The sequence below is a fragment of the Lelliottia sp. JS-SCA-14 genome (assembly GCF_035593345.1).
Lineage (GTDB): Bacteria > Pseudomonadota > Gammaproteobacteria > Enterobacterales > Enterobacteriaceae > Enterobacter > Enterobacter wanjuensis.
This window is the reverse complement of sequence record NZ_CP141606.1, coordinates 2,319,578-2,333,517: the sequence shown is the minus strand read 5'-3', so window position 1 is coordinate 2,333,517 and position 13,940 is coordinate 2,319,578. Positions and strand designations below refer to the sequence as shown.

Genomic DNA, 13,940 nt, shown 5'->3' with positions numbered 1-13,940 from the left:
CACGCACAAATTCCATTTCAATATCACTATTAAACAAGAGTTCGATACGATTACACAGTGCTTTTATAGCGCTGAAAGAACAATAAGACATCTGCCCAAAACACTATCCTAAAAAAAACCACATAAAAAACATATCCACATGATTTAATGATAAAAATTCATAACGCAATGTGTTGTTACACTTATACAGACAACGTTCCACACCCTTCACTTGCTATTATCCACGCGAAAATAGATGCACCCATAAAGATAAAAACGTCTGGAACCACACCCGTTGAAAAAATCTACCGTGAGACTTTTGATGGCGGGAATTATTACAGGCATGAGAAATATCTTTTATTACGTTAAACAGTTGCCATTGCCAATTAGGGTACAGTTAAGTGGACCATAAGTTTCTTGATTACTATAATAGAGAGCTCACTTTCATGCGTGAAATGGCAAGTGAATTCGCGCAAAAACATCCTAAAATAGCAAGCCGTCTCGGCGTTCATGGTATTGACGTTGCCGATCCTTTTGTCGAACGCTTAATTGAATCTTTCAGTTTTATCGCCGCCAGGATGCAGCTAAAACTTGACGCGGAATTTCCGACTTTTACACAACGATTACTCGATGTGATTTACCCCAATTACAATGCGCCGACACCGTCTATCGGCGTGGTGCAGCTACGGCCTAATCTTAAGGAAGGGGATCTCACGCTGGGCTATGAGGTCGCGAAGAATAGCGCGTTTTTTACCTCCATTTTCCCCGGTGAAACCACTCGGTGTGAATTTCGCAGCGGTCAGTCCGTCCGCCTGTGGCCACTCACCCTCTGCGATGCGCGGATGACCTCTCTGCCACCCGATCTCCCCAATCTGGAACGTCACCGCATTGCGCAGAGCGAGCTTAAAGGCGCCCTGCGCCTGCGGCTACAGCTGCCGGAAGGGATGATGTTTTCTGATTTGACCGAGCTTGCCTCGCTGCCCGTCTACCTGAGCGGTGACGAACGCATTGTCTCGCGGCTGTTTGAACTCCTGCATGGCGGATGCCAGGCGACCATCCTGCGCCACGCCAAAGAGGGAGGCTGGCACGACGCCGTGATCTCTCAACAGGCCTTACTGTTCGAAGGTATGTCCGTAGAAAAGAGCCTCCTGCCCGTCAACTGGAATATTTTCCACGGCCATAACCTGGTGAACGAATACTTCGCCTGCCGCCAGCGTTTCTATTTTTTTACCCTGAATCATCTCTCGGCGGGTATCGCGGACAACCACAGCCGTGAGCTGGAGGTCATCCTGCTGCTCAACCAGATGCCACAGGATCTGGCGGGACATATTGATACCGATCGTTTTCAACTGTTCTGCACGCCGGTTATTAATCTGTTTCCCAGACGCGTCGATAGACTTGAAGTCAAACGTAACACTCACGAACTGCACGTAGTTCCGGATCGCAGCCGCCCGCTGGATTACGAGATTCACTCAATTCTGCGCGTGACAGGCCAGCAGGCAGAGCATAGCAAGGAAGTGGTATTCAACCCCCTGTTCCAGACCCGTCATAGCGATAGCGGTAACTTCGGCCGTTACTTCTCGCTCACCCGTCGACAACGCACGGGCAGCCACTCACTTTCGCGAAAGTACCACTCTCAGACGCTCTACAATGGGACGGAAGTGTTTATCTCTCTCGTCGACCAGCAGGAAGCGCCTTTCAGCGACGACATTCGCTATTTGTCGGTAGAGGCGATGGTGACAAACCGCGATTTACCGCGCCTGATTGCCCGAACCGGGCAGTACGATCTGACGATTTCCGATGCCGCCCCGGTCCATGGCGCGCGATTCATCTCTCCCCCCAGCTCACCGCGAGCGCCGTTTGTGGCCAGCGAATCGGCCTGGCGACTGATCCGCCAGCTTAATTTCAACTACCAGCCGCTCTCCGATCGGGAAAATGTGGTGGGCGGAGAAGCGTTTCGTCAGATGCTGCAGCTGTTTGTCGACAACACCGATCACGACGCCCAGTCCCAAATCAGCGGTCTGATCGGCTGCGAGACCGTCCCGGTGATCCGCCGCTTGCCCGGGAACGGGCTGCTGATGTATGGCCGGGGGGTGAAGTGCACGCTGACCATGGATGAGGAGAACTTCTCCGGTGTCAGCCCCTATCTGTTTGGGCTGGTTCTGGAAAACTATCTGGCCCGCCACGCCTCGATCAATGTGTTTACTGAAACAGAACTGCGCACGATCCAGCGCGGGAAAATTGCGCGCTGGCAGCCTCGCCCCGGACGCAGAGGAGCCTTATGAAGGAGCCATCTGCACTGTCAGAGACTCTCGCCAGCTGGTGTCATGAAGAGGCCCCCTGGGAGAGCGGTTTTCTGGGACTGATGCGCGCCCTGTGCGCTCGCACCCCAGACTTGCCCGTCCCCGGCACCGCGCAACGTCCGTCTCAGGAGCGCCATCGACTCAGCCAGACGGCACAAATGGCCTTTTCGCCGCGGGAGATAGCCAACCTGTCAGTCAACAATGACACGCTCAATATTCAGCTGTTTGGGCTGGGGATCTGGGGACCGCAGGGCGCCATGCCGTTGCACCTCTCCGAGCTGGCGTGGTCCCGGAGCGAGCAGCACGACGACCAGGCGTTGACGGATTTTGTCGATATGTTTCACCATCGCGCACTCTCCCTGTTCTGGCGATCGTGGTTTATCTCTCAGGATACGGCGTCCCTGGACCGAAAGGAGGATGAATCCTTCTCGTTTTATGTCGCCAGTCTCGTCGGACTGGACCCAGCCGCATTGGGTCATACCTCTCTGCCCGTTCATGCCCAACTGGCCGCTTCGGCCCATTTGATCCGCGAGGCCCGCAACCCTGAAGGGCTGGCGGGGGCGCTGCACTACTACTTTGACATTCCCGTGTTGCTTGAGGAGTTCGTCCCGCAGTGGATCCATTTAACGCCTGCGGAAACCAGTCGGCTCGGGCATCCGGACTGCGCGCTGCAGCTTGGCGACGGCGCGGTGCTGGGCGAAACCCTCCAGGATCGTCAGCATAAATTTCGTCTCACGCTCGGCCCTCTGACGCTGGCGCAGTACATGGGATTCAGTCCCTGGGGAGAGGATCTTCCGGTGCTGTGTGAATGGGTCAGAAATTTCACCGGCTATGAATTTGCCTGGGACGTCCAGTTGATCCTGCGTGCCGACGAAATGCCCCAGGCCACCCTGAACGGTAGCCACCAGCTGGGATACGCCAGCTGGTTGGCGCGACACGATCGCGATAAGCCCGTCTCCGGCATGAGTTTCGAACCGGAACACTACCAGTTTTAACCCCCGATGGAGCGAGCCACGCTATATGGATTATTACCAGCACTTACTTGAGCCGATCCCCGGCCCGTCACCCTGCGGCGAGGATCTGGAGTACAACCCGGCATTTGTTTTACTTCAGTCGCGACTACAGCCCCGGCTTGAGGCGGAGTATGGCCAGTTTACTGAGACGGCCAACCCCGTTAACTGGGCGGACATCGAACGCGATTGTCACGCGCTGCTGGCTAAATCGCGCGATATCCGCCTGATCATCATCCTGATTCGCTGCCGCCTGCGAACAACGGGTTTACGGGCTCTCAGCGAAGGATTTCAGGCGCTGCTGGCGTTACTTCAGCAATGGCCGAATGAGCTTTATCCGCTGCTGCACGATGAAGGCGAGTTTGAGCCACTGCTGCGCGCCAATGCCCTGAACGAACTCGACGATCACAGCGGCCTGCTCAACGATATTCGCCACTATCCCCTGCCAAAAGTGGTGGGAACGCAATGTCTGGTGAAAGATATCGAGCGCGCGCTCGCCATCCCGCGTGATGAGAGCGCTCTGCCGGAAGCCACGGTTCAGGCGATGCAAAACGCGTGGCGCGACGGGGGAGATAATGACATAGCCTCCCTGTCACAAGCACGTTTGCAGCTACAAACGTTGTCCGCGCTGCTGGCGGACTCCCTGGGAGACAGCGCTCCCGGCTTTTTGCCGACGTTACGTCTGCTGGCGCTGTTTACCGACCCTGAGGTGACGCCAGCCAGCGAACCGGCACTTCCAATACCCGCCCCCCCTTCTGCGCCTGAGTCAACGCCCGTTTATCAACCGGCAACCGTCGCGCAGGCGTCACCCGCGAAAGAGATCACCAGCCGGGCACAGGCGTTTGCAACGCTCAACGCTGTTCAGGCCTGGTTTATGGGTGCAGAGCCCGGCAGCCCGGTGATTTTGCTGCTGGATTTTGCCATCAAAACGTCAGGAAAAACCTTCAGTGAATTACTGCAACTGCTCCCGGTCGAGATCGTTGCTCACTTAACTAACGAGGGGAAGGAATAATGAAATATCGAGTGGGATTGCTGTTTATCGGACTGCTTGGCGCTGGCTTCGCACAAGCGAGCTGCGTCCTGAGCCCAAAATCCGGTCTGCCTGCGCCGCATAACTTTGAGGTACCGGACATGACCGTCTATGTCGATGCCGACCAGGTTGCGAGTACAACAACGCCTGTCACCCATTACGATACCGCTGTGCAAGGTTACCCGATCGGTTACATCACCTGTGCCGATGGGGAAGCTTACGGCAAAAGCGCGATGAATCTGCCGCCTCAGGGGGCCGGGTATATTTTCCCGACGAATGTTCCCGGAATTGGCCTCAAAATCATCTGGAACAACGGTCAGGCTTTCGGCACGGGACAACTCCCCGCCCCGGGTAACATGAGTTTCGCCCCTTCGCCGACCGGCTCCTGGGTGTATGACGCCGCTTCGCTGTATCGGATTGAGATCTACAAAACCGCCGAAACGCTGAAACTGGACCCGCAGGGCGCGAACATCATTCTGCCCCCGAATGATTATGCCTATAACTGGGTAATCAGCGATTCGATAAGCAACGCCGCACAGATATTGCACATCGGGGCGATACAAATTGTCAGCACCCCGTCGTGCACCTTTGAGGGCGATAAAACCGTGGATTTCGGGACGGTCACCGGCAACATGCTCAACGCCAGCGCCGAGATCGAAAAGCCACTGGATTTTGCGATCACCTGTCGCACCGATTATGGCACTTACTCCACCACCGTCTCGGTCACCAGCGATAGCGCCTCGACGGACAGCCGCTATATCAAAGTCCAGGACAGCAGCGGTGCCACCGATGCGCTGGCAATCCGCATTAAAAACAGCACCGGCGGCGATCTGCTGCTGGACGGTTCGACGAGTGAAACCCTCAGCAGCACCGGGAGTACGCTTCCCGCCGAGTTTCACTGGAAAGCGACGCTGATGTCGCAGCCTGGTGCCGCACAGCACCCCGCAGAAGGCGAGTTTACTGCCCATGCGGAAATTTTATTGCAGGTGAAATAGCCCTTCATGACCACCACCCAAACTCTGTTTGTCAGTATCGCCAGCTACCGCGACCCGGAGCTTATCCCGACGCTGCGCGACATGATTACGATGGCCCGCGATCCGCAAAATTTGCGTATCACTATTTGCTGGCAGCATGACAACGAGAGCCTGTCGTTGTTTACCGGGACTGGAATGCAATTGATGGCCTCCGACGACGCAGCGGATGACCCGGTCTGGCGCTTTGAGTGGCAGCAAGCGCTGATAACCGTCGTCCCGGTGCACTATTTTCATAGCCGGGGAGCCTGCTGGGCGCGGTTTATCGCGGAGCGCCACTACGCAGGGGAAACCTTTTCGCTACAGATTGACTCCCACTGCCGCTTCGCGGGGCACTGGGATCACCGCATGATTGAGATGTTGAATGGGCTGCGCGCCCTGAGTGCCAAACCGGTGCTCTCCACCTATCCACCGGCCTATGACCCGCAGGAGCCGGACGAAAAACGCAGCCAGTTTGCGAGTCGACTGATCTTTCGCGAATTTTCCAAAGAAGGGCTACCGATGCTCTCTTCCACCCCCCTCAGCAGCGATACCCCAGTCCGGGGAAGTTATGTTGCCGGTGGGTTTATTTTCGCGGACGGCAGCTTTGTGCAACAGGTCGCCAACGATCCCCATATTTTCTTCGCCGGAGAAGAGATCGCGATGGCGGCACGCGCCTTTACGCACGGTTACGACGTCTACACCCCGCATCAAATTTTGCTCTGGCATTACTACGGACGGCGAAAAGAGAACAAGGTCTGGGGCGATCACTCCCGCGAGGCCAAAAGCAGCGGGGAGATTGAGATGGCATGGTGGGAACGTGACGCGCTGTCTAAAAAGCGCATCCGCACGCTGTTCGGTCTGGAAGCAGATCCGGTTGATATCGGGGATTATTCACTGGGGAACGCCCGTAGTCTGAGGGAGTTTGAACGACTGACAGGTATCGATGTTAAGCGCCGCGCGGTGTTACCTGAAGTCATCGGGGCGGATAAACGCAGCGTATTTTTACCCCATGAGTGGCCGGATGATGCGCTGTGGGCGCAGCGCCTGGTCTCCCCCTTCGGCAAATCGATAAAGCTCAACAAAACGGACATCAGCGATGCGCAGGCAACGGCAGCATGGTGGTATCTGGGCGTTTACAGCGACAACAACCGTCTGCTGAATGAGCGGAAATTCAGCCGGGAGGAGATCGATGCCGCGATGGAATCCGCCGATGAAGGAAAAATGACCCTCGCGCTCGATTTCACGGCTACCCCGTCGGAAACACCCTCAGTGGTGCGACTCTGCCCCTTTAACGAACTCAGCGGCTGGGGTGCAGTCGTGGAGCAAGCATGGTAAGCGCAGCCCGCCAGGTCCAGTCACTGCTCGGGGTTGATGCGCTGCTGGCAATGGGGGGCATAATCCCCTCCGTTTCTCTGTTTCGGGAGCAAATGCATCAGCGGATAGTGCGCCTGGATGCCTCGCTTGCCGCGAGCGGCTGGACGAAGGAGCAGACATCGCAAATTTGCGCCCTGCTTTGCCGTCGTCTGGATGCCCGAATTGCCGCGGCGCTGGCACGGAATCAGCAGCAGATCACCGCCCCGACGCTGGAAAAGGAGTGCTATCGCGATCTTGTCCCGGCCACGGAATCCGACGTGATGAACCTGATGCGGCCTTTTCTTCTTACCCCTCATTTTGACGATACATTGATATGTTGAGACGCTCTCAAGACCGCTATCCCATTCTGCTGGTCGCCGCGCTGTTGCTGGCGACGGGGATTTATCCTCATCCCGCGTGGAATGCCCTGTTTGCAGGGCTGACCGTTCTGTTTTTCGCCCTGACGGTGCGAGAGGTCCTGCAAAACGAGACGCCCCCATCCCCCCTTTGCGAAATGCCACGGGTAGAAAAACAGATCTACCTGGTAATTGGCCCCTACGTAAACCAGTGGTTTTCCGCCAGACACAAAGGGAGTATTGAGCACTCTGCCACCGGCGCACTCTGGCTGTGTGCCGCCACTCAGGGCGAGATGATCCGGCAATTAGCGCGGCTCGGTGCGGACCCACAAAATCTGAAGGTCACACTCTTTTTCCCCTTTTTTCCTGATGGCCACGACAGCGCGGCGCTAGCAATCTCTTCGCTACAGGAGTGGCGAAACATCCTCCAGTCACCGATTCTGGCGGACCCTCTGCCCTGTATTTTTGCCCTGTACGTGCGATGCAGCGACGAGCGTTTTACCCACGATCCTGACTCTGCTATCTGGCTGGAGACGCCCGACGGAGAGCAAAAACTGACCAGCGCGTCAGTGGAAAACCTGCGCCCTCAGTCTGAAGGGGCCCCGGCCTTCCTGCATCAGCGCCATGCCACGCTGCGGTTGCTCTGGCAATGGATGGACGAAGAGCAGGTGCTGTCGAATCTGAACACCGCACTGTCTCACGCGTCGTCCACGCTGAAGCGCATTATGATCGCGGATTACGGCACCGGTTTTACGCGTCACGGAGCATGGTCACGCTGGCTGGAGGAACACTTCGCGATCCTGCCCGCACTCACTCATGCGAAGATCTACCCGCCTCTGCCAGCGCTTGCGGCCACCGTGGATTTGCCCCCCGTCGGTCGCAGCATCACGGCACCCTCTTCAGGGGGGCGCGTGCTGACGCCGAGATTCCTGCTCATCGTGCCACTGCTGGTTTTCGCAAGCCTGACCTATGCGCACTATCACGAGCAAGAGCGGGCTGACGACATTACCCGCACGATAAATTCGCTGTCGCAAACCCCGGTCGAGAACATTAGTCAGACCTTTTCCCTGCTCGATACCCTCGAAGCTCAGCGGGCCGCGCTGAAAAACTGTGCCTCCTCGCTTTTCTTTCAGAACTGGGGATTGTCACGCTGTCGCGAATTAGTCGGGATCGCTGATACCCAGCTCGGAAAGTATTCCCACTGGAGCGTCTACTCTTCCTCAAGTCACGCTTCGCTGTTTGCCTCGGGCAGTGCGACCATCCTGCAAGGACGTGAACAACTTCTGCAGCCGATGGTGCAGCTCATCAAAAAAAATCCGGAAATCACGTTTCTGATCGTCGGTCACACGGACAGCAGCGGCGATGAAAAAAGTAACGCGCTCCTTTCAGAGCAACGCGCGCGGGAAGTCCGCGACTGGCTGTTGCATAACACCCCAGCCACCGAGCAGCAGTTTGTGTTGAAAGGCGAAGGGGACGCGTACCCCCTCGCCAGCAACTCAACTTCCGCAGGCAAACAGCTGAACCGGAGGATAGATGTTTTTCCTCTGCGCCCTACTCCCATCAACGTTAACGAGCATCTTTTTTAAATGAAAACACCCAACTACAGCCTTCTTGAAGGTAATTTTCTGAGTCAGGCTCCCATCCTCGACCGTTCGGTTAATATTCTGATGTTCAGGGATCCTGATGACAACGAATACAACATTATGATTAACCGGGCGACGCTCGAAGAGGATCAGGAGACAGAGGCATTCTGCGAAGCGCAAATCGAAGAGTTGCGCAATAAACTGCCGGGATTCCAGATGGAAGGAAAACTGCTCAGAAACGAAATTGGCCCGGCGCGGCTGCCGGTCGTGCAAATAGCCAATCACTATTTACAGGACGGAAAAAAAGTCCGTCAGGTACAATCCGTGATTAAACTCCCCTGGCATGGGACCACTAATCACAATGAGCGCGAAGTGTTGATATTCACCCTGTATTCTCTGGAAGAGTTTTCAGAATATCAACGTAAACATTATGTGCAGATCATCAACACTTTTCAGCCTAATCACGCCTTATAATAAGAAACAACCCATGAGGTTCATGGGTTGTTTCTTTATCAGAGGCAAAGTGTCGCTCTTTCGCGCCCCTCATCACACATAACCAGAGTGGCATATTGATATAGCTCCACTCTTTTCGACATGCCCATTTTACGCATCGCGTTGCGACAGTGCGTATTCACCGTTTTCTCTGAGCAGTCGAGTATTAACGCAATTTCACGTGGGCGAAATCCCTTACCGCAATAGCGCAGCACAGTAAACTCTGTGCCTGATAGCTGATGATAGGATTTGATACCCAGGCGTTGATACATGACCTGTTTATCGCACTCGAAATAAGGGTACTGCGTGACCATCATGATCTTTTCCAGTTTCGCATTAATCTCGCTAAGGTTGAGGGTGTTGCAGACAAACGGGATATCCAGGGTATTCAATGTCAGTTCAGGGCCTGGATAGATTATGCTAGCAATATTTTGTCTAAAAAGGATACTTACCTGCCCTTGCACCTTTTTAATTCCTGGGGTTGGTTTTTCGAACTGATAGATGTGTGCGAGCATCTGATAAAGCCCAAATTTATAATAATAGTTATCACTGTCAATTTTAACATTTGCTATCGCGCTTTTCATAATAAGCAAAGACCTTCAAAAAAATCCATTTTAGATAATTCCAATATAACTGCCATACTGCATCCAGACCATACCAGATAACAATTATATTTTATAAATGTTAAACACTCACATTATCCGAATGTGTTGAATACCTCGTCACCTTGCGGTTACGCCTAAATAGATCTCAGACTTTTCTTGCCTGGCACTATCGCCACTGTGAAGCGATGTTTGCAGTTATATATACCATGATGTATTAATCTATCAGCATTGACTCAAAGCCAGCAAAAATATTATTTTTGACATAATAAATTAAGAATAATGCCCAAACCTATATCCTAAAATAGGTATCTCCGAAACAAGAAGTTACAGAAGTAAGCAGTAATAAATAATTACATCAATAGTCCATTCGGGGAAAACATTGCGCAGAGTGATTATCGTATTTTTGAAATTTAGTCTGCTGAACTGCACACCAGAGAAACGCCTGGAGTGAGCGAAGTCATGGATGCAAGGTGGGATAACTTTCAACAGGGAAATGAATACGAGCTATTTGAGGATGATACGTGTATGGTAGCAGGCCAATTACACAGGAAATGCCTATGTCCGATCGCAAAGATGGAAAAGCCCGCCGTAACTTTCTGATTAAATGCCCTTGCCCAAACTGCTCTAAAGACTCTGAACACAGCTATACGCGCGTTCAAAAAGGGTCACTGCTGGTTTGTCCTTACTGCAGCACGATGTTCAAATCCAACCAAAAAGTCTGATTTGTTGATCCTCTGCGATTCTGACTACTCAGGCTTACGCCCTCATCGTGGTTGCAGACTCGCAGAGATCAAAGCAGGTTAGTCGCGCAGAATCACGTTGGCAGCAGCCGGGCCTTTTGCGCCCGCTTCAATCACGAATTCCACTTTCTGGCCTTCAAACAAGGTTTTGAAATTATCGCCCTGCAATGCAGAGAAATGCACAAAAACATCTTTGCTGCCATCTACCGGAGAAATAAAGCCAAAGCCTTTATCTTCGTTAAACCACTTCACTAAACCAATAATTTTTGCAGACATATAAGGCTCCTTTTTTTTGGCCTTTCGGCTGGCAAAATTTTTTGCATTGTAAACGCTGGGCATTAATGCACGGCCACCCATATTTAGCAATGTTTATTTTTACCGCACATGTCAACAGTGGCTGAATTAATTGACGAAATAATTCTGCACTGACGCAAATATACAAATTTATTTTGTCTGCGACGATTTCGGTCGCAAATTCTCGTCAAACACCAGACGCGTTCTGCCCGGCTCCACTTCCCGCAGCGGCTCGACCTGATGCATCGTCATTTTGCAGCGTTCGACCAGCACCTGATATTCACGCGTCCCCTGCTTTTTCCACTCGAGTTCCTGATCGCTCAACTGACGAATGGCTTTTGCCGGGCTGCCGATAATCAGATAATTCGCTGGCATTTCTGCTTTGGCTTTCACAAACGCCGCCGCGCCGACGATGCTGTTTTCGCCGATCACCGCCCCGTCCATCACCACCGCATTCATCCCGACCAGGGCGTTTTTACGGATCACGCAGCCGTGCAAAATGGCGCTGTGACCGATATGGCCGTGCTCTTCCACCACCGTATCCTGCTCAGGAAAGCCGTGCATCACGCAGTTATCCTGAATGTTCGCCCCGTCTTTCACCACGATTCGGCCAAAGTCGCCACGCAGGCTGGCATTCGGCCCGACGAACACGCCTTTCCCTAAAATGACATCGCCAATCAGCACGGCCGTAGGATGGACATAGCTCTCATCGGGCACGACTGGGGTCAGTCCATCTATTTGATATACAGGCATACTTCCTCCGTTATGCGATATTCAGGCCGCCGAAGCGCTGGAAATAGAGCGTCCCCGGCACCGGCAGTTCGCCGACCGAGGTTTCGCCTTTTTCGCTGACAAACGCCAGGGCGCCCGGTGCCACGCGCTGATAGATATTGATGCACAGCTGGCGAGCGGTTTGTCCGGCCCAGTGCGCGGGGAGGAGCTCCTCCGGCAACAGCGGATCTTTCAGCACCACGCGGCGATAAAAATGGATCAGCAACAGCTGTATCTGGAAACAGCGCTCCGGCGTGAGTTCATCCGCGCCCGCCTCTTTCAGCAGCGGCAGCAAGGGCCGGAACGAGTCGATAAAGGTTTCATACATCACGTTCTGCTCGGTCAGCTGCCAGCACTCCTCCACGCGGGAGCGCAGCGCCGCGCGCGACAGCGCCAGCGGGGAGTGGGCTTCGAAGCAGATCACGTTCTCCGCCACGCCCGCCTCATGCAGCAGGGACTGCACATCGGCCATTTTCTGCGACGGCGAGGCCATCAGGCTGGAAGCAAGCGTCCCGAACCCCTGCCAGATCAGCTGTTTTTTCACATCCGCGAGCGTGGTTTTATCCAGCCCTTCCGAGAGCAATAACAGCCATTTTCCGTCCCACGCCGGTAACTCTGCGCGGTAAATTTTGTTCTCTGCGCGACGGGTCAGACGCAAACCTTTGTCGCTCAGGCGGTAGAAGCTGCGCCTGCCGATGCGGGAGACATCCAGCCACCCCTCTTTGTTGAGGCGGAACAGCGCGGTACGCACAAAACGCTCGCCAAATCCCATCCCTTCGAGCAGCGCCGCCAGGCTCCCGAGCCAGATTTCACCGCCGCGATGGGAGAGCGAATCGCCATACAGGGATGAAATCAGCGAGGTTCCGCTGATCGGCACAGAGCTAACGGCGTGCTGAATAAAAGTATCGAGTTTACTCATCTGATTCATTCTGTTGTGGTTTTTGTCCTGGATGAATCATAGCATAGAATTTTTGCGCGCCCATTACCCCTCACCCCAGCCCTCTCCCCAGGGGAGAGGGAGAAAACCGGACAATCCCCTCTCCCTTTGGGAGAGGGTTAGGGTGAGGGGAACAAATCGCACAAATCTCAACCGTTCGCCGCCACCTTCCTCAAATCAAACACCCGGCACGCCTTGCCTTCGGAGCGCGGAATGCTGCCGCAGTTGACGATCGTCACGTCGGTCGAGATCCCGACCATCGACTTAATGCGATGACGCAGCTGATGACACACCTGGCAGCGCTGCTCGTGGCTGAGCACCAGGCTGCTCTCTTTCAGCTCCACTTTCACCGAAAGTGAATCAAGATGTCCGCGACGGTTCACCTCCAGCTGGTAGTGCGGCGACAGATGTTCAAATTTGACGATCTCCTCTTCCAGCTGTGACGGGAAGACGTTCACGCCGCGAATGATCAGCATGTCATCGCTGCGCCCGCTGATCCTGTCCATACGGCGCATGGTGCGCGCAGTCCCCGGCAGGAGACGCGTCAGATCGCGGGTGCGATAGCGGATCACCGGCAGCGCCTCTTTGGTGAGCGTGGTGAACAGCAGTTCGCCCTGCTGGCCGTCGGCCAGCGGTGTGCCGTCGTTCGGGTTGACGATCTCCGGGTAGAAGTGGTCTTCCCAGATGGTCGGGCCGTCGGCGGTTTCGATGCACTCCATCGCCACGCCCGGCCCCATCACCTCTGACAGGCCGTAGATGTCCAGGGCGGTGATCCCGAGGCGACGCTCGATCTCGTGGCGCATCGCCAGCGTCCAGGGCTCCGCGCCAAACACGCCGACGCGCAGGGAGCACTGGCTGGCGTCGCCGCCCATCTGGCGCTCCAGCTCTTCAATCAGGTTCAGGCAGTAGGACGGCGTCACCATGATCATATCGGGCTGGAAATCGCGGATCAGCTGCGCCTGTTTCTCGGTCTGGCCGCCGGACATCGGGATCACCGTCGCACCTAAACGCTCGGCACCGTAGTGCGCGCCCAGCCCGCCGGTAAAGAGTCCGTAACCATAAGCGACGTGAATTTTATCCTTGCGCGTGCCACCGGCGGCGCGCAGGGAACGGGCCACGATGTTGGCCCAGTTGTCGATATCGTTTTGCGTGTAGCCGACTACCGTCGGTTTACCGGTGGTTCCGGAGGACGCATGGATGCGCACCACCTGCTCCATCGGCACCGCGAAGGTGTCGAACGGGTAGTTATCCCGCAGATCCTGCTTGGTCGTGCAGGGGAATTTGTTGAGATCGGACAGCTCTTTAAAATCGTCAGGATGTACGCCCGCCGCGTCGAACTTACGCTTATACATCGGCACATTGTTGTAAGCGTGCTCTAGCGTCCACTTCAGGCGTTCGGTTTGCAGCGCCTGTAATTCGTCGACGGAGGCAGTTTCAATCGCATCAAGTTGTGTTGTTGTTGTCGTTGTCATTT

At 54.8% G+C, this 13,940-nt stretch carries 14 protein-coding genes; 9 read left to right on the top strand and 5 right to left on the bottom strand.

Going from position 1 to position 13,940, the window contains the following annotated elements; all coding sequences use genetic code 11:
• Positions 1-380 precede the first annotated feature (380 nt).
• From tssF to U9O48_RS10940, 8 genes are read left to right on the top strand one after another with little or no spacing between them, the layout of a single operon-like run.
• Positions 381-2,264 (top strand): type VI secretion system baseplate subunit TssF, encoded by a 1,884-nt coding sequence (gene tssF, locus U9O48_RS10975; RefSeq protein WP_285150442.1) that lies wholly within the window; start codon positions 381-383, stop codon positions 2,262-2,264.
• The gene (gene tssG / locus U9O48_RS10970) at positions 2,261-3,277 is read left to right on the top strand and encodes a type VI secretion system baseplate subunit TssG (RefSeq protein ID WP_324724311.1); all 1,017 of its coding nucleotides are present in this window, start codon (positions 2,261-2,263) and stop codon (positions 3,275-3,277) included. Before tssF ends, tssG begins: the two co-directional genes overlap by 4 nt.
• A gap of 25 nt (positions 3,278-3,302) precedes the next feature.
• Entirely contained in the window at positions 3,303-4,304 is a 1,002-nt protein-coding gene (locus U9O48_RS10965; protein ID WP_285150440.1) for an ImpA family type VI secretion system protein, read from the top strand.
• Complete coding sequence (locus U9O48_RS10960; RefSeq protein WP_285150439.1) at positions 4,304-5,317, top strand: fimbrial protein; 1,014 nt, start codon at positions 4,304-4,306, stop codon at positions 5,315-5,317. Before U9O48_RS10965 ends, U9O48_RS10960 begins: the two co-directional genes overlap by 1 nt.
• A 6-nt stretch (positions 5,318-5,323) precedes the next feature.
• On the top strand, positions 5,324-6,670 hold the full coding sequence (locus tag U9O48_RS10955; protein ID WP_285150438.1) for a GlcNAc-transferase family protein: 1,347 nt from the start codon (positions 5,324-5,326) through the stop codon (positions 6,668-6,670).
• Entirely contained in the window at positions 6,664-7,029 is a 366-nt protein-coding gene (locus tag U9O48_RS10950; protein WP_285150437.1) for a hypothetical protein, read from the top strand. Before U9O48_RS10955 ends, U9O48_RS10950 begins: the two co-directional genes overlap by 7 nt.
• The gene (locus U9O48_RS10945) at positions 7,023-8,630 is read left to right on the top strand and encodes an OmpA family protein (protein WP_285150436.1); all 1,608 of its coding nucleotides are present in this window, start codon (positions 7,023-7,025) and stop codon (positions 8,628-8,630) included. Before U9O48_RS10950 ends, U9O48_RS10945 begins: the two co-directional genes overlap by 7 nt.
• On the top strand, positions 8,631-9,101 hold the full coding sequence (locus U9O48_RS10940; RefSeq protein WP_285144550.1) for a DcrB-related protein: 471 nt from the start codon (positions 8,631-8,633) through the stop codon (positions 9,099-9,101).
• 38 nt (positions 9,102-9,139) lie between these two features.
• Here the strand turns inward: U9O48_RS10940 and U9O48_RS10935 are convergent, their stop codons facing one another.
• Positions 9,140-9,703, bottom strand: coding sequence for a helix-turn-helix transcriptional regulator (locus U9O48_RS10935; protein ID WP_285150435.1), 564 nt, complete (start codon positions 9,701-9,703; stop codon positions 9,140-9,142).
• Positions 9,704-10,275: 572 nt separating this feature from the next.
• On the opposite strand from U9O48_RS10935, the gene U9O48_RS10930 reads away from it, so the two are divergent.
• A complete protein-coding gene (locus U9O48_RS10930; RefSeq protein WP_324724310.1) occupies positions 10,276-10,446 on the top strand; it encodes a YnfU family zinc-binding protein in 171 nt (56 codons plus the stop codon).
• Positions 10,447-10,524: 78 nt separating this feature from the next.
• Here U9O48_RS10930 and U9O48_RS10925 read toward each other — a convergent pair whose 3' ends face one another.
• The 4 genes from U9O48_RS10925 to paaK form a co-directional block, all read right to left on the bottom strand.
• Entirely contained in the window at positions 10,525-10,740 is a 216-nt protein-coding gene (locus tag U9O48_RS10925) for a cold shock domain-containing protein (protein WP_095281955.1), read from the bottom strand.
• A gap of 168 nt (positions 10,741-10,908) precedes the next feature.
• Positions 10,909-11,511 carry a phenylacetic acid degradation protein PaaY gene (gene paaY / locus U9O48_RS10920; RefSeq protein WP_285150434.1) on the bottom strand — a complete coding sequence of 201 codons (603 nt, stop codon included), beginning with the start codon at positions 11,509-11,511 and terminating at the stop codon, positions 10,909-10,911.
• 10 nt (positions 11,512-11,521) lie between these two features.
• On the bottom strand, positions 11,522-12,457 hold the full coding sequence (paaX, locus tag U9O48_RS10915) for a phenylacetic acid degradation operon negative regulatory protein PaaX (RefSeq protein ID WP_282493144.1): 936 nt from the start codon (positions 12,455-12,457) through the stop codon (positions 11,522-11,524).
• A gap of 158 nt (positions 12,458-12,615) precedes the next feature.
• Positions 12,616-13,938, bottom strand: a complete 1,323-nt coding sequence (gene paaK, locus U9O48_RS10910; protein ID WP_324724309.1) for a phenylacetate--CoA ligase PaaK — start codon at positions 13,936-13,938, stop codon at positions 12,616-12,618.
• Positions 13,939-13,940 lie beyond the last annotated feature (2 nt).